This window comes from Pseudomonas argentinensis, from assembly GCF_001839655.2.
Lineage (GTDB): Bacteria > Pseudomonadota > Gammaproteobacteria > Pseudomonadales > Pseudomonadaceae > Aquipseudomonas > Aquipseudomonas argentinensis_B.
Window position 1 is genome coordinate 1,702,318 of the sequence record NZ_CP056087.1, and the last position, 21,995, is coordinate 1,724,312.

A 21,995-nucleotide genomic window follows, 5' to 3' on the forward strand; every position below is an offset into this window, starting at 1 on the left:
TCAGGGCTTCAGCCTGGTGGCGAATCGCCTGGACAACGCCAGTGGCCGACTGCTCTCCGAGCAGAGTCTGACGCTGCGGATTCAGGGCGTGCTGGCCAACTTGGCAGGGTTGATCAGTGCCCGGGGCATCGACCTGCGCGCCAAGGATCTGAGCAATGACGCGGGCACACTGTTTGCCCGTGGCGACCTCGGCATCGATCTTACGGGCGGCCTGAGCAACGCCGGCAAGGGTCTTATTCGAAGCGCAGGCGATCTGCGCCTGAACAGCGGCACGCTCATCAATACCGACGGCACCCTGCTGGCCGGCAAGAGCCTGGAACTGCGCAGCGTCGGAGCGGTGGACAACCGCGACGGCGGTCTGATCAACAGCCAGGGCGGCCTCATGCTCGATGCCGCTTCGCTGGACTCCAGCCAGGGTGGTGAACTCTCGGCCAAGGGCGACCTGCAACTGACGCTCGACCGTCTGACCCAGCAGCAGGGCGCCTTGATCGGCGAAAGCGCGCTGAGCCTCGACCTGCGCCAGGGTGACCTGGACAACCGCCAGGGCCTGATCAGCAGCAACGGGCCGCTAACGCTCAGCAACCTGCGGGCCCTCGATAACCTTGCCGGGGAAATCTCCAGCCTCGGCGTGCTGAGCCTGGCTGCCGCCAGTCTTGATAATCGCAATGGTCGCCTGATCAGCCGCGAGTGGCTGCGCCTGAGCCTGGGCCAGGTGGACAATCGGGGAGGGCTGCTCTCTGGCTGGCAGGGCCTGCAACTGACTGGGCGTTCGCTCGACAACCGTCAGCGCGGCACCTTGTCGAGCCGCGATGGGGGCCTCGACGTGCAGCTCGCCGGTGCGCTGCTCAACAGTGACGAAGGCGCTCTGGTGGCCGCAACCCGTCTCGATATTCAGGCCGACAGCCTGGACAATAGCGATCAGGGCATCCTTTCCAGTGGTGCTGGCCAGCGCCTGCAGATCACTCAGCAGCTGGACAATCGTGCCGGGCAGATCGATGCAGCGGAGAGCTTGGCCGTCGAAGCCAAGAGCGTTACCAACGCGGGTGGTTTGCTGCAGGCGCAGCAAGATCTGACCCTGGCCGGTGAAACCCTGGACAACAGCCGTGGCCGCATCGCCGCCAGCGGTGAAGCCACGCTCAGCGTCGACGGCACCCTGAGCAATGCTGCCGGGCAACTGGCCAGCGCCGGCCCCCTGAGCATCACTGCCGATATCCTGAACAACCAAGGCGGCACGCTGGCCAGCCGGAGCACCGCCAAGCTTGTCGTCGGCGCGCTGGATAACAGCGGCAGCGCTACCCTGGCTGCCAACGGTGCCCTGCAGGTCGACGCCACCCGGGCGCTGACCAACAGCGTCGATGGGCTGATCTACAGCCGCGACGCCCACGTGAATCTGAACGCCGCCAGCCTCGATAACACCAGCGGAGCCATTCAGGCACAAGGTGATCTGCTGTTGAATGTCGGCGGTGCCCTGAACAACCAGAGTGGCACCCTGCAGAGCCGTAGCGGTTCCGTCGATCTCATCGCCGCCAGCCTCGACAACCGCCAGGGCACCCTGGCCAGCCTCGAGGGCTGGGTACGCACACGCATTTCCGCGTGGCTGCGCAACGGGGCCAGCGGACAGGGTGGTCTGATTCAGGGTCAGCACATCGACCTGCAGGTCGCTGGCAACCTCGACAATACCGCTGGACGCGTTCATGCCCTGGGCGGTGCGGCTACCTTGCAGGCCTCTTCCTTCGACAACCAGAGCGGCACCCTGCATGCCAAGGGAGAACTGCTGCTGCGTGGTGGCAACCTGAACAACCAGGGTGGCACCCTCGGGGCGGCCACCATCACCCTGGAACAGGCTACCGACGCCTTACTCAATAATCAGCAGGGCATCATCGAAAGCCGCGGCACTCTGCACGTGCAGGGCGGCAGCTTGAACAACCAGGGCGGCCAGCTGCGCGCCCTGGGCACCACCGGCACCACCTTCTTCACCTTGGGCACGTTGCTGGACAACCGCGGCGGCACCCTGGAAACCGCCAACCGCGACCTGACCCTCAACCTCGGCAGCCTGCTCAACCAGAATGGCAAGCTGCTGCACGCTGGCAGTGGTGAGTTCGGTGTAGCCCTGGCGCAGGTCGCCGCCGCGGGCGGCAGCTTCGTCACGCACGGCGGTTTGACCCTCAAGGCCGACAGCTGGAGCAACGACAGCATCCTCCAGGCCAGGCATCTGACGCTGGACATCGGCACCTTCGAGCAGACGGTCAATGGACAACTGCTGGCCACCGGCTCGCTGACAGGCAAAGGCGGCAACTGGATCAACCACGGCCTGATCGCCAGCGATGGTCCCCTCAACCTGACCCTCAGCGGTGGCTACAGCGGCAACGGCCGGGTCACCAGTCAGGGAGCCCTGGAGCTTGCAGCCGCCAGTCTGAGCCTCAGCGAAACCGCCAGCATTACTGCCGCTGGTACCGCCAGCTTCGTGCTCGGTGGTGCACTGCTCAACAGGGGGCGCCTAACCGCCACCGACAACCTCAGCGTCAGCGCCGCCAGTATGAACAATGCCGGCACCCTGGGCAGCGCCCAGCGCCTGACCCTGAGTACACCGAGCCTTACCAACGAGAAGGGGCTGCTGTTCAGCGGCGACGACATGGCGCTGTATGTCGATACCTTCACAAACCGCTATGCGGATGTTTATAGCCTCGGAAATATCTTCCTCGCCGGGAATGCCTCAGGGGCCATGGCCAGTCGCCTGGACAATCTGTCCGCGACATTGGAGGCCGTCGGCGACACGACGTTGAGAGTCGGCATACTCGACAATACGCGTGAACGTCTACTTATCGAATCAGGTATTTACAGCGCTCGTATCGACGAACGCTTCTGTGTCCAGCCAGGCATCGACTGTAGTGGGAAACGAAGTTCCTGGTTCGAAATCACCCAGCGTGATCGGTTGCAGGTCACCGAGGCAAGTGCCATGTCGCAGATCGTGGCCGGCGGTGATCTGCGTATTTATGGTGATGTACTGAACAACAACAGCAGTCTGATCAGTGCAGGCGGCGATTTTTCGGCCGACCTCCGCCGTTTGGACAACAGTGGCGTAGAGGAAGGGGAAATCCAGACCAAGCGTATGTTCCGGCTGGCACGCATGGACGGCAAGTACATCGTTCGCCACCAGAACAATGCGCGGACTTTCACCCAGCAGTATTGGCATGAGAGCGCCGGATACGATCAGCAGCGCACGGGCGAAATCGCTGGCGCCATCAACCGCATCATCAGCGATGGTGATTTTGAACAGGAGCTTCATAGCTACGGTAGCCGCACCATCCTGAGTAGCGGTGATCAGCGTTATGCCGGGATCGTCCAGGCGGCTGGCAACCTTGCCATCAATGCGCAGCAAAACGTCGGCAACGGTGTGACGCGTCCCGGTTCGACACACGTAATCAGTGGGAACCGTAGTGGCTCGACCAGCGCAGGAGCGGCAGACTCGTTCATTCCGATCACCTTGAACGCCCAACTTCCCCCCGACCTCGCCCAGCAACAGGTCAATCCGCTGACCTTGCCAGGGTTCAGCCTGCCCAGCGGTGGTAACGGCCTTTTCCGCCTCAGCGGCCAGGCCGGTAGCGACAGTCAGGCGCGCGAGTCGGTCGGCGGCCAGCAATGGGTGCTGGCTGGCACGGCTCTCGAGCCAATCCAGCGTGACGGCGCCGATAGCGTGCAGATAACCGGTGTGCGTGTCGACCAACCGGGTCAGCCACAGATCACCGTCACGCAGCATCAGACGGTCGATAGAACCTCTGTCGATGTGCCGTCCGGCGGCCAGGTGACGGTCACGTCGGCCCCTGAGCGGGGCGATGCAGGCAGCCCTCAGGCTCAGATCATCGTCTTGACCCCGGTCGCCCAGCCCCACAGATACCTGATCGAAACCAACCCGGCGCTCACCGAGCTCAAGCAATTCGTCAACTCCGACTATCTGCTGGGCAAGCTGGGCTATAACCCTGATCAAGCGCAGAAGCGCCTGGGCGATGGCCTCTATGAACAACGCCTGGTGCGTGAAGCCATCGTGGCGCGCACGGGCCAGCGTTATCTCGCCGGCCTGACCAGCGACGAAGCGATGTACCGCTATCTGATGGACAACGCCGTCGCCAGCAAGGAACGACTGAACCTGAGCCTGGGTGTGACCTTGAGCGCCGAGCAGGTCGCGGCGCTGACTCACGATATCGTCTGGCTCGAAGAGCACGAGGTCGCGGGCGAAAAAGTCCTGGTGCCCGTGCTCTACCTGGCCCAGGCCAAAGGACGCCTGGCCCCCAACGGCGCGTTGATCCAAGGCCGCGACGTGGCGCTGATCAGCGGTGGCGACCTGAGCAACCAGGGCACCCTGCGTGCCAGCGGCGCACTCGACGTGCAGGCGGTTAATATCGCCAACAGTGGCCTGTTGCAGGCCAACGAGCGCCTGCAACTGCTGGCCGAAGACAGCATCCGCAACGCCCAGGGCGGCGTCATCGCCGGGCGCGATGTCAGCCTAGTAGCGGGCAACGACATCGTTAACGAGCGCACCACCAACCTGCAGCAGAGCAGCCTGGGCGACCGCGCCTGGGCCACCAGCTTCGTCGACAGCGCTGCCCGCATCGAAGCGAGCGACAGCCTGAGCCTGGCGGCCGGGCGCAATGTGAGCAATCTCGGCAGCGTGCTCGACAGCCGTGGCGACCTGAGCATCCAGGCCGGTCGCGACGTGACCATCGCCTCGGTACAGGACGTGCAGCATCAGTCCCGGGGCGACTGGTTCCTCAACGAACGGGTAAACCAACTGGGCGCCGATGTGAGTGCGGGGCGCGACCTGCAGGTCAGTGCCGGCCGCGATCTGGGGGTGGTCGCCAGCCAGGTCACGGCAGGCCGTGACCTCGAGCTGGGGGCCGGGCGCGACCTGGTGCTGTCCAGTGCAGCGGACGAGAGCCACAGCTACTTCAAGAGCAAGAAGGTCACCGCCAGCAACGACCGCATCACCCAGCAGTCCAGCGAGATCCAGGCCGGTCGTGACATCAGTCTTGGGGCGGGCAATGACCTCAGCGTGATCGCCAGCCGCGTGCAGGCTGGCAACGATGTCGACATCGACGCCAGCCAGGACATCAACATCCTGTCGGCCAAGGACGAAAGTGCCTCTTACTACTTCAAGAAGAAGAAAGGCTCCTTCGGGCGTAGCAGCAGCAAACAGCAGGAAAGCTACGACAGCACCAACATCGCCTCGGTTATCGAGGCGGGCAACGATCTCACCGTCAACACCAGCAAGGCTGCCAATGGCGCCCTGAATCTCGATGGTGGTCGCGACGTGACCGTCATCGGCAGCCAGCTCACAGCAGGTAACGACCTGCTGGTTGGTGGCGCAGGTGATGTGGCCGTGCTGTCCGGTGTCGAGGAGCATGGCTCCTACTCCAAGAAAACCAAATCCGGTTTCCTCGGCCTCTCGAAGAGCGGCAAGAGCCAGCTCAAGACCAGCGCCACCCAGGTCGCCAGCGAACTGGAAGCAGGCAACGACGTGGTTATCGCGGCAGGCAACGACATTCGTCTACGCGCCAGTACCACCGATGCCGGTAACGATGTCGAGCTGCGCGCCGGGTTGGTAAAGGACACTGCGGATATCAACCTGGTATCGGCAAATGACGAGGCATATAGCCGTAGCGAGTCGTACAAGAAGAAGTTCGGTCTGTCAGGCAGCGACGCAGTCGGCTTGGCCGTGGGTACGCCAAGCTGGGGTGGTGATATCTCCATCTCCAGTGCCAAGAAGAGCGGCCAGGAAATCATCCGCTCTACCAATGCAGGCAGCCAGGTCAATGCCGAACGTGATGCTTCGCTGATCGCCGAGCGCGATATCAATGTAGTAGGCAGCGGTGTGAGCGCTGGCCGCAATGTGCTGCTCGATGCCGGGCGTGATGTAAACGTCGTTGCAGGAAGCAGCAGCGAACAAGTCACCTCGTGGAAGAACACCAAGACCGTGGGCCTGCAGCAGAGCGCAGATGGCAACGGCTTTAGCACCTTCGTGGGCGCAGAGTCGCTCAAGGACAAGACTCGTACCAGCGAACAGACCGCGGCGGCCAGCCAGATCAATGCTGGACTTGATCTGGACGTACGTGCGGGTCGAGACATCCGGCAGCAAGGTTCTGACATGCAGGCCGGTTACGACCTGAACATGAAAGCCGGACGCGACATCCTCGTGGATGCCGCTCGTGAACAGTCGAGCATCGAGAGGGAGCAGAGCCAGAAGCGCACCGGCACCACCACTACGGTCAACCACAACTTCGAGCGCACCAAGGATGCGGTAAGCGGTGCCGGCAAAGGTGAGAACTCTGTCAGCCAGGCATCCAGCACGCTAAAGGCGGTGGACTCCATTAGCCAATTCATGGCCGGGCCAACGTTCGATGCGCACTTGGGCAGCACTAGCCAACGCCAGAGCGTCAGTCAGACTGTGGTTGGGACTCGCGCTTCGACGTTGGAAGCAGGTAATGACATCAACCTGGAAGCAGGCAACGACGTTCAGGTTCGCGGAGCCCAGTTTCAGTCAGGGCGTGACATCAATGTCAGCGGCCGAGACATCGTTCTCGATGTCGCCCGTGGCGAGCAAAGCTACGACAGCCAGCAGAGCCAGGGTAAAGGTGGGATTGTTGCCGGCACCAGTGGTGGTTTCAAGGTTGGTATCGGCGGCAGCCGTGGCATCGCTGGCGAAGAGGGCCGCCAGGAAACGGCCAGTGGCGCCGTGCTCGATGCCGGACGTGATGTCAATCTCAATGCCCGCAATGACCTCAACCTGATCGGTACGCAAGTTGAGGCGGGGCGCGATATCGATCTCAACGCCGGTAACGACCTCAAGATCAGTGCTGCCCAAAATGCCAGCGATAGCGAAAGCACTCGCCGCAGCGGCGGCGGCGAAGTTGGCTTTACCTTCGGCTCCGAGGGCGTTGGTGTGTATGTCAGCGTCAACGTCGGCAAGGGCGACCTTGAGCGCGAAGGTCAGCGCCAGCAGGAGGCCTATCTGTATGCCGGCGATCGCCTGAACTTCACCAGTGGCCGAGATACCGCCATCAGTGGTGCGCAACTGAGTGGCGACGAAGTCACCGGCCGTGTAGGGCGTGATCTGACTGTGACCTCGCTCCCTGATACGGGAGAAGTCAAAGGTCGAGAGTTCGATGTCAGCGCTACCGCGACGTTCGGCCCAGGAGCTGGCTTCAGTGCATCGGTCGGCTACGGGCAGACCACCGGCTCTACCGAGTGGGTGGAAAATCAAACCCGTATCGTCGCGCGTGATCGTTTGGACATCCGCACCGGAGAACACACGCAACTCGATGGTGCACTGATTGCCTCCAACACCGGCAACCTCAAACTGGATACCGGCACCCTGGGCTTCAGCGATATCGCCGGTCACGACAAGGAGCACAGTTATTACCTGAATGTCGGCGGTTCGTACGGCAAGAACGATGCAAAAGATACCCAGCAGGACAAAAGCCAGGAAGGCAAGGGCGAAAAGGGCAAGACGGGCTGGAGCGTCGAGGGTTACGAGTACGAGAAGGATCGCCAGCAGATTGTGAGGGCCACCGTCGGCGAGGGCGAGATTGTCGTACGTGACGATGCACAGACTGGGCAGGACTCCGCAGAGGGCCTCAACCGTGATGTGAGCAAGGCGTACGAGATCACTCGAGACGATGAGGAACGTACGGATCTGTATGTGACCAAGTCTTCTGTGGAGGCGGTGGCAAGTCCTATGCAAACGTTTGAGCGTTGGGCCAAAGCTGCTGAGAATTATGCTGATAGTAGTGAGGACGCCAAGACTTTTGCTATCCAGTTGGCGGCAGCTGCGTTAGCCGTTGCAGATGGCAAGAATGTTGATGATATTCAGCAGCAACAAGTGTTTATTCACCTGGTGCGCCAATATTTAATTGCTCATAAAAAGTTAGAGAAGGGTACTGAGGGGCAGCGTCGAGACTCTGCAAAGCAAATATTCCATTGGGTAAGTCAGGGTTCGAATACTGTGGAGGCCCACGCGCTGGGTGAAAAGATCGAGCGCCTTGCAGTAGAAAACCCACAGGCGGCGATTAGAGTTTTTGAACTGCTGGGGAAGCTAAGTGAAGCTAAGCCTAATGATGGTAGCCAGTCACTTCTCCCACTTTTTGGTTTCTTGGGGCTAAGTGGTGCTGAGGTTCTGGGTGGGGCACTAGTGGGGACGGCTGTTGTTACCGCCGTTCATCCCTCCACTCAAGAGAGTGTGAGAGAAATTTTCAACTCAATGTCGGATAAGGATAGTGCCTACGCACAGATGCAGCTTCGGTTATATGCCGAACTGTGGCCTTTGGTATTAGGAACTTCTTTCCCAATACACACACTTGGTCCGGGTTATGGGGTGCTAATTAATCCAGGTGCTAGTCCGGTTAACACTGAGAACGCGTCAAGTGGGGGTTACAATGCTGGAGGATCGATAGTAACTGTACCGCATACAGGTGGGCAGCAGCTAGATACACCGCAAGGTGGCACCAGCTATAAGAACCCTGAGCACCAGTTGAGCCCGGGTGCGATGTACAGTGAGAAGATAGGTCTTAAGGGTTTGGCGCAAAATAGGCCCTTGCAAGATCTTACTCATCAGGAAATATTAGGTGTGTTTCAAGGTACGGGGTTTGTCCTATCTAATCATGCTGTGGGGCGTCTAAAGGACTCCCGTACAAAAAATATCGGCTTTTTTACCCCTAACGATATTGCTAAGATATTTAATGATGGAACTCGCTTTGATGCGGGTAATGGAGAGATTGGTTTCGGATACAAAGGTTTGGAGGCTATAGTAGACCCGAAGACAAATAGAGTAATCACGTTTAGGCCTGAGAAAAATAGGGGGAATTGATGCTTGAACTTTCGAGTGGGGAGAGAAGAATCTCCATTAGTGTACTTGGGTATGAGTTTCCAGGGGCGAAAGAGCCAGATGATGCCAGTTGGGTAAAGATTAAAGTAGATGCTGTTGACGGAGATTTGTGTTGGAGCGCAAAGGGGCCTTTTTTGCGCACTCATGAGATATTGGCTCTTTATGAATGGTTGAGTGCTATTGAGAGCGGCGCTACCTTAGATTCTGAACTCTCTTTCACCGAAGGGGAGTTGGCATTTAGATTTGCTCGGGATAATTGCATGGTCGTCTATCTGAATTATGCACTTCACCCGAAAGGATCAGCGTATAGCTATAGTGATGATGCTGCCTTCCAGGTACATTTTCAGCTGTCTGGCACGGATATTTCTTCACTAATCGAATCCGTAGCAATATGCGTAGGAGATTTTCCTGTTCGATGAATTACAAGTGTGGAAAAGAGGCGAAAAGGGGACAGATTCTGAGGAATCCCACAAAATATCCATGCAGATCAACCGGATAGCTTGAAGATGCCTGCATGAGTCGCGGAGGAAAGGGGACCAAGGAAAGCAAGGAAAGGGGACAGATTTATTTTCTACCTGATCGGCTAAGCTGAAGGTCTCAACGGACGGAGGTCATTTGGTGCAGCGAGGCCATAACCGGCAGGTGGTGTTTGCCGCTGAGCAGGACTATCAGCGCTACATAGCTGACCTACGCGAGTTGAAAGATGTTTCGGGATCAAGGTTTACGCTTATTGCCTGATGACCAATCATGTTCACCTGCTATTGGCGCCTGGTGAAGCCATTGCCGGTTTGGGGCAGTTGATGAAAGCGCTGGCGGCACGCGCCACCCGCTATCGGAACCGCTTAGAAAGGCGAACCGGTACTCCCTGGGAAAGTCGCTACAAGTCCAGCGTGGTTGAGTCAGACGCCTACTTGCTTGCCTGCTGCCGCTATATCGAACTGAATCCGGTTCGAGCCCGTATCGTTGCTGAGGCGGGTGATTATCCCTGGTCTAGCTATCGGATGCGGGTAACGGATCAGGCTGACAGTGATTGGCTGGACATGGATCCTTGCTTCGTCGCACTTGGCGATACGCCTGAAAAGCGTCGCATCCGTTACTCAGGGTTCATTCGCCAAGCCGTTCCATCAAGCGAAATTGATTTGATTCGTGCAGCACTGCAGAGGGGACAGCTAACCGGCAGTGCTCGTTTCGTGGATGAAATAGAAAAAATCCAAGGGCTGCGGGTTGAACTACGAGGTCGGGGCAGACCGAGGCGTAATCCCGGAAAATAAATCTGTCCCCTTTTCTGGTCCCCTTTTCTGCACGGTCCCAAGGTCCAAAAGCGGTGATTCGGCTTGCGGCTGAACAAGCATTAGGGGCAACAGATCTCGGGCAGCAGTTGAATGCGTATGTGGCAGAGTTGCAATATGTATTTGGTAAAAAAGTTGCAGAGAAAATTGAGAGTAGAGATCTCTTTGAAGAAGTGCCCAAAGATAGTCTTCTGATTGGTGGCGGTAACCTGATGGTTAGTATAATCACAGGTGCCCTGCCAACTGGTGGGAGGCGAGGCGGGACGGAAATATACGTTGCTCCGAAGCGAGGAGGCGGACTAGATGAAATTGCTCCGCCACCTGGAAAGCCCAGCTCAGGTTTCAATAATGAGACAGCTCCAGCTGCTGGGAAAACTGAAAGTCCTTCAGTGAACACCGATGGCCTAGCCATTGAGCGCGTTCAGGCTGGTAGTAAAGGGAATTGGGATCGTGCGGTGAATGGCGAGTTGAAACCTCGTACTGCTTATGAGCTAAGCAATGGTCATGTCTACGTCACTGATTCAGCAGGCAGGGTTTCGTCTGTTAGTGGAAAGCTTGACCTAAATAAAATGGATAGAAATAAATATCAACAGTGCCAAGTAGGACGCTGTGGAAACCCTGGTGATGATGGTGGCCATTTAATTGCTTCCAGCTTGGGGGGCAGGAGATAAGATTAATATTGTTCCTCAGGCGTCAACGTTGAACCGCGGTGATTGGAAAGCTATGGAGAACTCTCTACGCAAAGAGCTTGAGGCCGGAAAGAGTGTTAGTCTGAAAGTTGATGTAGACTATCCGGGTGGTAGTGTTAGGCCGAGTAGTTTTAAAGTCTATGCGATGATAGATAAAGAACTGAAGGTCTTTGACTTTGTTCAGTGAGGTTTTGATGTGAATACTGTTGAGGATGCATACGAAGAGTTGGCTCGAGGTATTGTCGACTTTGCCGCTGGCCGTTCATGGGAGCGGGCGTGCTGCAAGTGTGAGATATATGACAGGATGGCGAGCGCTACGTACTGGCTTGAAGGCTTTGGTAATATTGATAGGGACGCGTTTGGTTGGCCTGATTCCTCGATTAATATTGGTAAGGCTGCACTTTTTATTAGGGATGATATTCTTGCTGCAGGGGGGCAACGTATCTGGGGGCTAACCTTCTCACTGTTTCCAGATGGTAAATTTGACATTGAATATGATTATTCTAGGCCGAAAGAATAGATATGGTGTTACCGAAATGACTATTGTGTATGATCTCTATGGTGCGGAAAAATCATGCCTTATGTTGGCGAGAGACGATGTGGAAAGAGCGCTGGGAGAGACCTTTGAGGAAAGGGATAGCTCTTATCAAGGTGGTACTTACTATATGTGGGGCAGGAATGATTCAGAGAATTTTGTTTTAAAATTGAATATTGATCCTTTTGACGGCGATCCAGTGGAACAGAGCTATGCGAGCTATAAAGTTTTGCTCTATATAAACGCTACAAATCGTTCGGCTGATATAGAGAAACTGATTGGCCAAGGTGGTGGCTTTAAGTTGCTAAGGCATGAGGTTTTTTAAAGAGAACCAAGGCTAGTTGCTCCAAAAGATAGGCAATAGCGAGGAAAGGGGACAAATTTATTTTCTACCTGATTGGCTAAGCTGAAGGTCTCAACGGACGGAGGTCGTTATGCCGAGGATGGGGCGGATTGTGTTGCCGAACTACCCACATCATGTGGTGCAGCGAGGGCATAACCGGCAGGTGGTGTTTGCCGCTGAGCAGGACTATCAGCGCTACATAGCTGACCTACGCGAGTTGAAAGATGCGTTCGGGGTCAAGGTCTACGCTTATTGCCTGATGACCAATCATGTTCACCTGCTATTGGCGCCTGGTGAAGCCATTGCCGGTTTGGGGCAGTTGATGAAAGCGCTGGCGGCGCGCGCCACCCGCTATGGAAAAGGGGACTATGGAAAAGGGGACAGATTTATTTTTAGTCTATGGCGACGGCTGAATAAATAAATCTGTCCCCTTTTTCGAACCCGGTTCGAGCCCGCATGGTTGCTGAGGCGGGTGATTATCCCTGGTCGAGCCATCGGATGCGGGTAACGGATCAGGCTGACAGTGATTGGCTGGACATGGATCCTTGCTTCGTCGCACTTGGCGATACGCCTGAAAAGTGTCGCATCCGTTACTCAGAGTTCATTCGCCAAGCCGTTCCATCAAGCGAAATTGATTTGATTCGTGCAGCACTGCAGAGGGGACAGCTAACCGGCAGTGCTCGTTTCGTGGATGAAATAGAAAGAATCCAAGGACTGCGGGTTGAACTACGAGGTCGGGGCAGACCGAGGCGTAATCCCGGAAAATAAATCTGTCCCCTTTTTCGGTCCCCTTTTTCTGACACGCAGCTAAATCAGTGAACCTGACCCATTAATCCGTCAGCGGCGACGCAGCAAACTGACCAGACCGATTAGCGCTAACAGCAATATCAACGCGGCCACCGCGCCCACCCCATACAAGCCGGCAGTACTCAGCAGCGGCTGCTCGACGCGCAGATAGCTCGGCTGCTTGAGCAACAGATTCAGCGCCGCATCGAGCTGGGCGGTGTGGATCTTGCGCAGCTCGGATGCCGGGTCGGCGAAGCGGCCCTCTTCGTAGCTGCCCAGGGAGCTCCAGTAGGTGTCGGCCAGGGCGCTGTTGCCCTGGGCGGTCCAGTTCTGGCGGGCGAGGGCGACGCTGCGCAGGCGCTCGACGGTGGCGTCGTCCAGGCCGTCCCTGGCCAGGCGCTGGAGCAGGTCGTGCAGGCGTTGCCCGGTCTGCTCCACATCATCGCGCGCCACTTCGGCGCTGATGCTGAAGAAGCTGCTGCTGCCGTAGGCACTGCGCAGTACGGTGGGGCTGTAGGCCAGGCCGTGTTCCAGGCGCAGATCGCGGTACACCGCCCATTGCAGGTAGTCGCGCAGCATCTGCCAGGTGCCCTGGTCGAGTTCGCCGACCCAGGGCTCGGTGAAGATCAGGTTGACCTGGGCGGTGTCGCCGACCAGACCGGTGGTCAGTGTGCGCTCGGGCTCGGCGTGGCCGGTGCTTTCCGGCAGTTCGCGCAGTTCGGGCATCGGGCCGGGCGGCAGTTCGCCGAAGCGCCGTTCCAGGTAGGCGGGCAGGCGGCGATCCAGGTCGCCGACCATGATCAGAGTCATGTTGTTGGCCACGTACCACTGTTCGTGCAGGCGCTCCAGGGCCGCGACGTCCAGCCGGGCGAGGGAATCCTGCTCGGCGCAGGCCTGGCCCAGCTCGGCGGCCACCTGTTCGGTGGCGTCGTTACGTTTGCTCGAAGCGCCCAGCAGGCGCTGCCAGGCAGCGGGGTGTTCGCCATTCTCGTGAGCGATCACCCGCTTGGCTGCGTCGATGCGTTCGGCGGTAAATTCGGTGTTGAACAGCGCGGCGAGCAGCAGATCGAGCGCCGCGCGCTGGTTGGCGGCCGGCACTTCGATGACGAAGGTGGTATCGCTGTCGCGGGTAAAGGCATTCCAGTCGCCGCCCAGAGCCTGCATGCGTTCTTCCAGGCCGGCTTCACCACTGTCGTCGATGCCGCTGAACAGCAGGTGTTCGAGCAGGTGCGGCAGCTCCTTGTGGTCGCAGTCGAACTGGTCAAAGCCGACCCCGACCACCAGGCGGATCGACACGTGGCCGCGCTCGGCGGTGGGCTTGAGGATCAGCTGCAGACCGTTGTCCAGCGGGTAGCCTTCGACCTTCAGGCGGTCGGCTGCCCACAATTGGCTGCACAGCAACAGACCCAGCAGCAGCGCCAGTGAGCGGGCCAAGGCCGGCACTACTCGCCACCTTCTTCGGCGAGCAGGGCACCGGTTTCGTGGCTGCCGAGTACGGCGTAGGCGCTTGCGCAGAACAGCGAGTTGAGGCGTTTCATGTCGTCGATCAGTTCCAGGTGCAGAGAGCTGGTTTCCAGACTCTTGACCACCTGCCTATGCAGACGTTCGACATGTAAATGCGTGAGCCGGCGCTCCTGGATGCGGAAGCGGCGCTTCTCGCGCAGCAGTTGGCGGGCGGCATCAGCGTCGGCGGAGAAGAACACCGACAGGCCCAGGCGCAGGTTGCCGAGCAGGCGTTCGTGCAGCGCGGTGAGTTCTTCCAGGCCGCTTTCGGAGAAGGCATGGCGCTGGGCGGTCTTCTCGTCCTGGATCTTGCCGAGCATGCGTTCGATCAGGTCGCCGGCCCGTTCCAGGTTGGAGGAAAACTCGATGATCTCGGCCCAGCGGCGGCTGTCCGTTTCGCTCAGGTCTTCCTGGGGGACCTGGGCCAGATAGAGCTTCACGGCGGTGTACAGGGCGTCGATATCGTCGTCGATACGGCGCAGGTCCTTGGCGAGAATCGGCTGGCTGCCGCGCAGGGCATCCTGCAGATGGCCGAGCATGGTGTCGACCAGATCACCGATGCGCAGGGTTTCGCGCACCGCATTGGACAGTGCCAGGCTTGGCGTGGACAGCGCCGTGGGATCGAGGTGGCGGGCCTTGGCGACGGCGTTCAGGTCCGGGCGATCAGGCAGCAGCCAGTTGCAGAAGCGCGCCATCAGGCCCAGGGTCGGCAGCATCAGCAGGCAACGCAGGGTGTTGTAGAGCACGTGGAAGCCGATCACCAGTTCGGCCGGGTGCCAGTTCAGGCCGTCCAGCCAGTGCGCTAGCGGGTCGAGCACCGGAATCACCAGCAGCAGGCCGATCAGCTTGTAGAGCAGGCTGCCCAGGGCCACGCGGCGGCCGGCCTGGCTCTGCATGCTGGCGTTGAGAAAGGCCAGCACGCCGCTGCCGATGTTGGCGCCGATCACCAGACCGATGGCCACCGGCAGGCCGATCACCCCGGAGCCGGTCAGCGTGGCGGTGAGCAGCACGGCAGCCAGGCTCGAATAGGACACCAGGGCGAACAGCGCGCCGACCACCGCGTCGAGCAGCAGGTCGCCGGTCAGCGAGGCGAACAGCACGTGGATGCCCTTGGCCTCGGTGATCGGTGTGGCGGCGGCAACGATCAGCTGCAGGGCGAGGATCATCAGCCCCAGGCCGATGGCCACGCGGCCAAGCTGGCCGGCGCGGGTCTGCTTGCGCGAGAGGAAGAACACCACACCGAGGAAGATCAGCAGCGGCGACAGCCAGCTGAGATCGAAGGTCAGCACCCTGGCCATCAGCGCAGTGCCCACATCGGCACCGAGCATGATCGCCAGCGCCGGGGTCAGCGCCATCAGGCCCTGGCCGACGAACGAGGTGACCAGCAGCGCCGTGGCGTTGCTGCTCTGCACCAGGGCGGTGACGGCGATACCGGCCACGAAAGCCATCGGCCGCTTGCCGACGTTGTGGCTGAGCACCCGGCGCAGTTGCGAGCCATATACCCGCAGGATGCCGGTGCGCACGATATGGGTGCCCCAGATGAGCAGGGCAATGGCGGACAGCAGATTGAGCAGCGTCAACATCACGCATCTCCCTGATACGCAGAATCGATCCCGGAGCCGGGATATGCCGATGACGGCGTTCGCTGAGGTGTGGTCACCAACACCGCCGCCTCTTAGAGCTTGTTCATAATCTTTCAGCACAGGTTCGCCTTGAGGGGCGGGAGCGGCCGTTTGTTCCTACAAGATGGATTGGTAATTATCTGTGGGAGCGGGCCATGCCCGCGATTTTTCGCGCGCATGGCGCGCTCCCACAGTGGATTGGCGAATGGCTGCTATTGCCTTGTAGATGCCGCTACATACAGATCGCGAACAGGTTCTTACAAGCTGTAGTTGGATAAGCGCAGGTTGCCAAGCCAGGAATGGACCGCCGCCTGGCCGGCAGGCTGTGCGGTACGCCACGTAATCACCTCACCGTGTTGCAAGCCGCCGCCAATGCGCCTAGCATTCGCGCCTTCTCTCAACCGACAGCAAAGGAGGCACATCATGCAGCAGCTGATCACCCTTTGCAGGTCGCGCCTGGCTTGATCGCATTCGCCGCTTCTCGTTAGCGGCGCCGCAACGCCCGGCCTCTGGCCTGCCAATCCGAACATCTTTGTGTTTCAACCCATCAGGATTGGACTATGGGCACTTGCATTCGCAATTTGTCCGACGGCGCCGTATTGGTCGCCGCGGACGACACCTGGATCGAAGGAAAAGCGATCCAGCAACTCGAAACCACCGCTCGCTTACCGGGCATGCATCGGGTGGCCGGCATGCCGGATCTGCACCCGGGGCGTGGCTACCCGGTCGGCGCGGCATTCTTTTCCGTGGGGCGCTTCTACCCGGCGCTGGTCGGTAACGATATCGGCTGCGGCATGGCGCTATGGCGCACGGATATACCAAGCGCCAGGCTGCATCTGGACAAGCTGGAGAAGCGCCTCGGCAACCTCGACCTGCCGCTCGACGAGAGCTGGCAGGAGGCAGTCGCCGGCTTCGAACTGCCGACCACGGGCCACGAGCGTTCCCTTGGCACCATCGGCGGCGGTAACCATTTCGCCGAGCTGCAGCAGCTCAACGAAAGCTACGACGACGAAGCCCTGGCGGTACTGGGCATCGAGCGCAAACACCTGCTGTTGCTGGTGCACAGCGGCTCGCGCGGCCTGGGCGAGGCGATCCTGCGCGAGCAGGTCGACCTGTTCGGTCACCAAGGATTAGAGGCGGGCAGCGAGGCCAGCAGCCATTACCTGAGCCGGCACGATGGGGCCCTGCAGTTCGCCGAAGCCAACCGCCAGCTGATCGCCCGGCGCATGCTCGAACGCTTGCGTGCCGATGGCGGAGTGCTGCTCGATATCAACCACAATCTGGTTTCGCCAGCACGTGTCGACGGCCTCGATGGCTGGCTGCACCGCAAGGGCGCCACGCCGTCGGACCAGGGCGTAGTAGTGATTCCCGGTTCGCGTGGCGATTACAGCTACCTGGTGCAGCCGATCGCCGATGAGCGCAGCCTGCTGTCCCTGGCCCATGGCGCCGGGCGCAAATGGATGCGCAGCGAGTGCAAGGATCGCCTCGCCGCACGCTACAGCGTCGAGCAACTGAGCCGCACCGCGCTCGGCAGCCGGGTGATCTGCGCCGACCGCGCGCTGATCTACGAGGAGGCGCCGGAGGCCTACAAGGCCATTGATTCGGTGGTAGGCGCCTTGCGCGAGGCTGGTCTGGTGCGTGTACTGGCGCGGCTGAAACCGGTGCTGACCTACAAGACGCGCGGAGGGTGCTGCTGATGATTCTTCTGCAACTCTCCGCGGCCCAGGGGCCGGAGGAATGTGCGCTGGCAGTGGCCAAAGGGCTGCTCAGGCTGCAGGCCGAAGCGGACGGCCTTGGCGTGACGGTGCGGGTACTCGAAGAGGAACCGGGGCCGCGGCGCGGCACCTTGCGTTCGGTATTGCTGGCGCTGGATGGCGAGCAGGCCGAGCGGCTGGCGGGTGACTGGACGGGCTCGCTGCAATGGACCTGCCCCAGCCCGTACCGGCCGGGCCATGCCCGCAAGAACTGGTTCTTCGGTGGTGCGCGGTTCGCCGCGCCGGCACCGGAGCTGGCCGGTGAAATCCGCTTCGAAACCCTGCGCTCGTCCGGGCCGGGTGGCCAGCACGTCAACACCACCGATTCGGCGGTGCGTGCCACCCATGTGGCCAGCGGCATCAGCGTCAAGGTGCAGAGCGAGCGCAGCCAGCACGCCAACAAGCGCATGGCGCTGCTGCTGATCGCCCAGCGCCTCGCCGTGCATGCCCAGGCGCAGGCCGATGCGGCGCGGGCGCAACGTCGCGATGCGCACTTGCAGGTGGAGCGGGGTAACCCGCGGCGGGTGTTTCGTGGTGAGCGCTTCGAGCCCATTGCCGATCGAACGTAGGCGCATAAAAAAACGGGGCCCTCAGGGCCCCGTTTGTTTTCACGCATCAAGTCGATCCGATCACTGCCCCGGAACGTCCTTGCGCAGTTTGACCGGCTCCGGGTCGGCCTTGCCTTCGGCGCGGCGGCGGGCGGTGCGCATGCGGATGTTCAGCGCTTCCACGGCCAGGGAGAAGGCCATGGCGAAGTAGACGTAGCCCTTCGGCACGTGGACTTCGAAGCTCTCGGCGATCAGTACGGTACCGACCACGATGAGGAACGACAGGGCCAGGATCTTCAGGCTAGGGTGCTTCTCGATGAAGTCGCTGATGGTGCCGGCGCAGATCATCATGACGATGACCGCAACGATGATGGCCGCGACCATGACCGGTACGTGGGAGACCATGCCCACTGCGGTGATCACCGAATCCAGCGAGAATACGATGTCGATGATGGCGATCTGGATGATGGTGCCGAGGAACTGCTTGCCGGCGCCCGAGGGCTGCTCGGGGCTTTCTTCCTCGCCTTCCATGCCGTGGTAGATCTCGGTGCTGCTCTTCCACAGCAGGAACAGGCCACCGAAGAACAGGATCAGGTCACGGCCGGAAATGCCCTGGCCGAACAGGTGGAACAGGTCGGTGGTCAGGCGCATGATCCAGGTGATGGAGAGCAGCAGCAGGATGCGCGTGACCATGGCCAGGGCCAGGCCGAAGAAGCGGGTGCGCGCCTGCAGGTGCGGCGGCATGCGCGACACCAGAATGGCGATCATGATGATGTTGTCGATGCCCAGAACGATTTCCAGGGCAGTCAAAGTCAGGAAAGCAACCCAGATCTCCGGGTTGGTGAGCCATTCCATTAGAGGTTCCTTGTGGGTGAATAGAACACTGGCGCGAGGCATCGGCCGGGATGCCGAAGTCTAGCGCCAGTGATGTGAAAATTTCGTCAAAATGTTTGCAGGTCAGCTACCGAACAGCGGAAACACGCCCAGCACCAGGGCGGCAGCCAGGATCGCCATGCACACCAGCACCGCCCACTTGAGGGTGAAGCGCTGCAGGTCGCCGAATTCGATCTTGGCCAGGCCGATCAGCAGGTAGGTCGAGGGCACCAGTGGGCTGAGCAGGTGCACCGGCTGGCCGACGATCGAGGCACGGGCCATTTCCACGGCGCTGATGCCGTAGCCGGAAGCGGCCTGGTTCAGCACCGGCAGGATGCCGTAGTAGAACGCATCGTTGGACATGAAGAAGGTGAACGGCAGGCTCACCAATGCGGTGATCACCGCCAGGTGCGGGCCGAGGGCGTCCGGGATCACTGCCAGCAGGCTCTTGGACATGGCGTCGACCATGCCGGTGCCGCTGAGGATGCCGGTGAAGATACCGGCCGCGAAGATCAGGCCGACCACCGCCAGCACGTTACCGGCATGGGCGGCGATGCGATCCTTCTGCTGCTGCAGGCAGGGGTAGTTGATGATCATGGCGATGCTGAAGGCGATCATGAACAGTACCGGCATCGGCAGCAGGCCGGCGATCAGGGTGGTCATCAGCACGATGGTCAGCAGGGCGTTGATCAGGATCAGCTTCGGGCGACGGGCCTCGGGGAACTGGGACACGCTGATCTCGTCCTGGGTGATCTTGCCTTCCGGCAGTTGCAGCACGCCCAGGCGCTTGCGCTCACGCAGGCCATAGAGGTACGCCACGCCGAACAGCACGATGGCGCCGACGATCATGCCCGGAATCATCGGCACGAAGACGTCCGACGGGTCCACGTGCAGGGCGCTGGCCGCACGAGCGGTGGGGCCGCCCCAGGGGGTCATGTTCATGATGCCGCCGGCCATGATGATCAGGCCGGCCATGATGGTCGGGCTCATCTTCAGGCGGCTGTACAGCGGCAGCATGGCGCCGACGCAGATCATGTAGGTGGTCGAGCCGTCGCCATCGAGGGACACGATCAGCGCCAGGGCCACGGTACCGACGGCGACCTTCAGCGGGTCGCCCTTGACCATCCTGAGGATCAGGCGCACGGGTGGGTCGAACAGGCCCGAGTCGATCATGATGGCGAAGTAGAGGATGGCGAACATCAGCATCACGCCGGTGGGCGCGAGCTTGCTGATGCCTTCGAGCATCATCGGGCCGATCTGCGCGGCGAAGCCGCCGATCAGGGCGAAGATGATCGGGATGATGATCAGGGCGATCAGCGCCGACAGGCGCTTGCTCATGATCAGGTACATGAAGGTCGAGACCATGGCGAAGCCAAGGAAGGTAAGCATGGAGATTCTCCGGACGTGATTCGGCTAGGGGCGGGTAAGGCGCGAGTGGCTAGCGTTGAGGCGAGCGGAGTGGATCAGGCAGGCGTGAGGAACTGAGGCGGAACATGGTTAATCACCTGTTTTGTTCTTGTTGACGGTAGCTGCGGGCCTCACTGGCGGCAGCTCATCGACCGATCTGTGTCGGTCAGCGGGGCGATGCTAGACCACGAAGCTTTCAGCCAGCTTTCGCCGATTCGCGGTCGGCGAGGGGCGGCCAATGGTTATTCGCGCCGCCCACGCGTGCCCCGAGGCCCGCGTCGCGGGCGGGCTAGAGCAGATGTTCGAGGAGCGACAGCACCGCCACCAGCGAAGCGGCGGCCAGCAGGTGCTGAAAGGTGATGATGCCGGCCATCAGGTTGGCATCGCCGCCCAGCTGGCGGGTCAGCACGTAGGCGGTCGGCGCGGTAGGCAGGGCGAAGAACAGCACCAGCACGGTGCTTTCCATGGTCGGCAGTTGCAGGCCGTAGGCCACCGCCAGGGCCAGCAGCGGCATCAGCAGCAGGCGCAGCAGGCTGTTCCAGGCCAGGGCCGGCACCTCGCCGCCCAGCTGTTCGGGCTTCAGCGCGGCGCCCACGCACAGCAGGCCCAGCGGCAGGCTGGCGGCGGCGAGCAGGCTGAGCAGCCGGCCGCTGCCGCCGGGCAAGCCCAGGCCGCTCAGGTTGACCAGCGCACCGGCCAGGCAGGCCAGGATCAGCGGGTTGCGGAGGATCGGCAGCAGCAGGCCGCGTGCGCTGACCCCGCGCTCGGCGGTCAGCGACCAGACCGACAGCACGTTGACGGCCGGCACCATCAGCGCCAGCATCAAGGCGGCCAGGGTCAGGCCCGGCTGGCCGAACAGGCTGCCCACGGCGGCCAGGCCCAGGTAGGTGTTGAAGCGCAGGATGCCCTGGCTGAAGGCGCCGAAGCGTGCCGCCGGCCAGCCGCGCAGGCGGCGTACGATCAGCAGGGCCAGCCAGGCGATGCCCAGGCCGAGCAGCACGGCCAGGGCCATGCGCGGCAGCTGCGGGTTGTCCAGCGGCGCGGTGGCCAGGCTGTTGAACAGCAGCGCGGGGAACAGGATGAAGTAGTTGAGGCGTTCGGCGCCCGGCCAGAAGGCTTCGTTGGGGAAGCCGCGACGGCTGAGCACGTAGCCGCCGACGATCAGCGCGAAGAGTGGCCAGAGGGCCAAGAGCAGGTCGGTCACGGGAGCCCCCGGTGGTGGTGAGGGTGCATCTTCGCCAGTACCGATCGATCAGGCAAGCCGGGACATCACGGCGTTTCAAGGAGAGTGAAAATGAGCGATCTGCATCAGGGCGGCTGCCAGTGCGGGGCCTTGCGTTACCAGTTCCGGGCACCGTTGCGCGATATCGCCCACTGTCACTGTTCGATCTGCCGGCGCAGCACCGGCGGCATCCTGGTGACCTGGATCACCGTGCCGCTGGCCGCCTTTACCTGGCTGCATGGCGAGCCGGCGCGCTTCGCCTCCTCGCCGAGCTGCGAGCGCTATTTCTGCCCGACCTGCGGCGCTCACCTGGCGCTGTTCACCAGCTTGAGCCCGCACAGCCTGGACGTGACCGTCGCCACCCTGGATCACCCCGAACACGCCGCCGCCGACCGGCATATCTGGACCCAGAGCCGCCTGCCCTGGCTGGCGGTCGACCCCCGGCTGCCGCAGGAACAGCAGGAGCACATCGACTAGCGCGGCAGGTCAAGTAAGCCGCGACGGTAAGCGGTCGGCCGGCATTAGCTGGCGCGCCGGCCCTGATTAAAG

11 protein-coding genes and 5 pseudogenes are annotated in these 21,995 nt (G+C 60.8%); 11 read left to right on the plus strand and 5 right to left on the minus strand.

Annotation, left to right across the window (positions count from 1 at the left end; all coding sequences use genetic code 11):
* Positions 1-16 precede the first annotated feature (16 nt).
* From SA190iCDA_RS23350 to SA190iCDA_RS23360, 8 genes and pseudogenes are all read left to right on the plus strand, one after another.
* Positions 17-2,611: pseudogene (locus SA190iCDA_RS23350) on the plus strand (hypothetical protein); the annotation flags it as partial.
* 1,275 nt (positions 2,612-3,886) lie between these two features.
* Positions 3,887-8,857, plus strand: a pseudogene (locus tag SA190iCDA_RS23355) (hemagglutinin repeat-containing protein); the annotation flags it as partial.
* A complete protein-coding gene (locus SA190iCDA_RS07470; protein WP_139159435.1) occupies positions 8,857-9,294 on the plus strand; it encodes a hypothetical protein in 438 nt (145 codons plus the stop codon). The pseudogene SA190iCDA_RS23355 and the gene SA190iCDA_RS07470, both read left to right, overlap by 1 nt.
* Positions 9,295-9,463: 169 nt before the next feature.
* Positions 9,464-10,146, plus strand: a pseudogene (locus SA190iCDA_RS07475) (transposase).
* A 230-nt stretch (positions 10,147-10,376) separates the two neighbouring features.
* A pseudogene (locus SA190iCDA_RS07480) lies at positions 10,377-11,040 on the plus strand (DNA/RNA non-specific endonuclease).
* A gap of 9 nt (positions 11,041-11,049) precedes the next feature.
* On the plus strand, positions 11,050-11,373 hold the full coding sequence (locus tag SA190iCDA_RS07485; RefSeq protein ID WP_139159434.1) for a hypothetical protein: 324 nt from the start codon (positions 11,050-11,052) through the stop codon (positions 11,371-11,373).
* A 16-nt stretch (positions 11,374-11,389) separates the two neighbouring features.
* Positions 11,390-11,713, plus strand: coding sequence for a hypothetical protein (locus SA190iCDA_RS07490; RefSeq protein ID WP_083329700.1), 324 nt, complete (start codon positions 11,390-11,392; stop codon positions 11,711-11,713).
* A 109-nt stretch (positions 11,714-11,822) separates the two neighbouring features.
* A pseudogene (locus tag SA190iCDA_RS23360) lies at positions 11,823-12,499 on the plus strand (transposase).
* 69 nt (positions 12,500-12,568) lie between these two features.
* On the opposite strand, the gene SA190iCDA_RS07500 reads toward SA190iCDA_RS23360, so the two are convergent.
* On the minus strand, positions 12,569-13,960 hold the full coding sequence (locus SA190iCDA_RS07500) for a M16 family metallopeptidase (protein WP_070884185.1): 1,392 nt from the start codon (positions 13,958-13,960) through the stop codon (positions 12,569-12,571).
* On the minus strand, positions 13,960-15,603 hold the full coding sequence (locus tag SA190iCDA_RS07505) for a Na/Pi cotransporter family protein (RefSeq protein ID WP_070884184.1): 1,644 nt from the start codon (positions 15,601-15,603) through the stop codon (positions 13,960-13,962). Before SA190iCDA_RS07505 ends, SA190iCDA_RS07500 begins: the two co-directional genes overlap by 1 nt.
* Positions 15,604-16,202: 599 nt before the next feature.
* On the opposite strand from SA190iCDA_RS07505, the gene SA190iCDA_RS07510 reads away from it, so the two are divergent.
* Positions 16,203-17,339, plus strand: coding sequence for an RNA ligase RtcB family protein (locus SA190iCDA_RS07510; RefSeq protein ID WP_070884183.1), 1,137 nt, complete (start codon positions 16,203-16,205; stop codon positions 17,337-17,339).
* Entirely contained in the window at positions 17,339-17,965 is a 627-nt protein-coding gene (prfH, locus tag SA190iCDA_RS07515) for a peptide chain release factor H (protein WP_070884664.1), read from the plus strand. Before SA190iCDA_RS07510 ends, prfH begins: the two co-directional genes overlap by 1 nt.
* 60 nt (positions 17,966-18,025) lie before the next feature.
* Here the strand turns inward: prfH and SA190iCDA_RS07520 are convergent, their stop codons facing one another.
* The 3 genes from SA190iCDA_RS07520 to SA190iCDA_RS07530 form a co-directional block, all read right to left on the minus strand.
* The gene (locus SA190iCDA_RS07520; RefSeq protein ID WP_070884182.1) at positions 18,026-18,799 is read right to left on the minus strand and encodes a TerC family protein; all 774 of its coding nucleotides are present in this window, start codon (positions 18,797-18,799) and stop codon (positions 18,026-18,028) included.
* Between the two features lie 102 nt (positions 18,800-18,901).
* The gene (locus SA190iCDA_RS07525) at positions 18,902-20,206 is read right to left on the minus strand and encodes a CitMHS family transporter (RefSeq protein ID WP_070884181.1); all 1,305 of its coding nucleotides are present in this window, start codon (positions 20,204-20,206) and stop codon (positions 18,902-18,904) included.
* 307 nt (positions 20,207-20,513) lie between these two features.
* Positions 20,514-21,473 carry an AEC family transporter gene (locus SA190iCDA_RS07530; RefSeq protein ID WP_170833912.1) on the minus strand — a complete coding sequence of 320 codons (960 nt, stop codon included), beginning with the start codon at positions 21,471-21,473 and terminating at the stop codon, positions 20,514-20,516.
* Between the two features lie 45 nt (positions 21,474-21,518).
* Here SA190iCDA_RS07530 and SA190iCDA_RS07535 point away from each other — a divergent pair, with 45 nt between their 5' ends.
* Complete coding sequence (locus tag SA190iCDA_RS07535) at positions 21,519-21,923, plus strand: GFA family protein (protein WP_070884179.1); 405 nt, start codon at positions 21,519-21,521, stop codon at positions 21,921-21,923.
* Positions 21,924-21,995 lie beyond the last annotated feature (72 nt).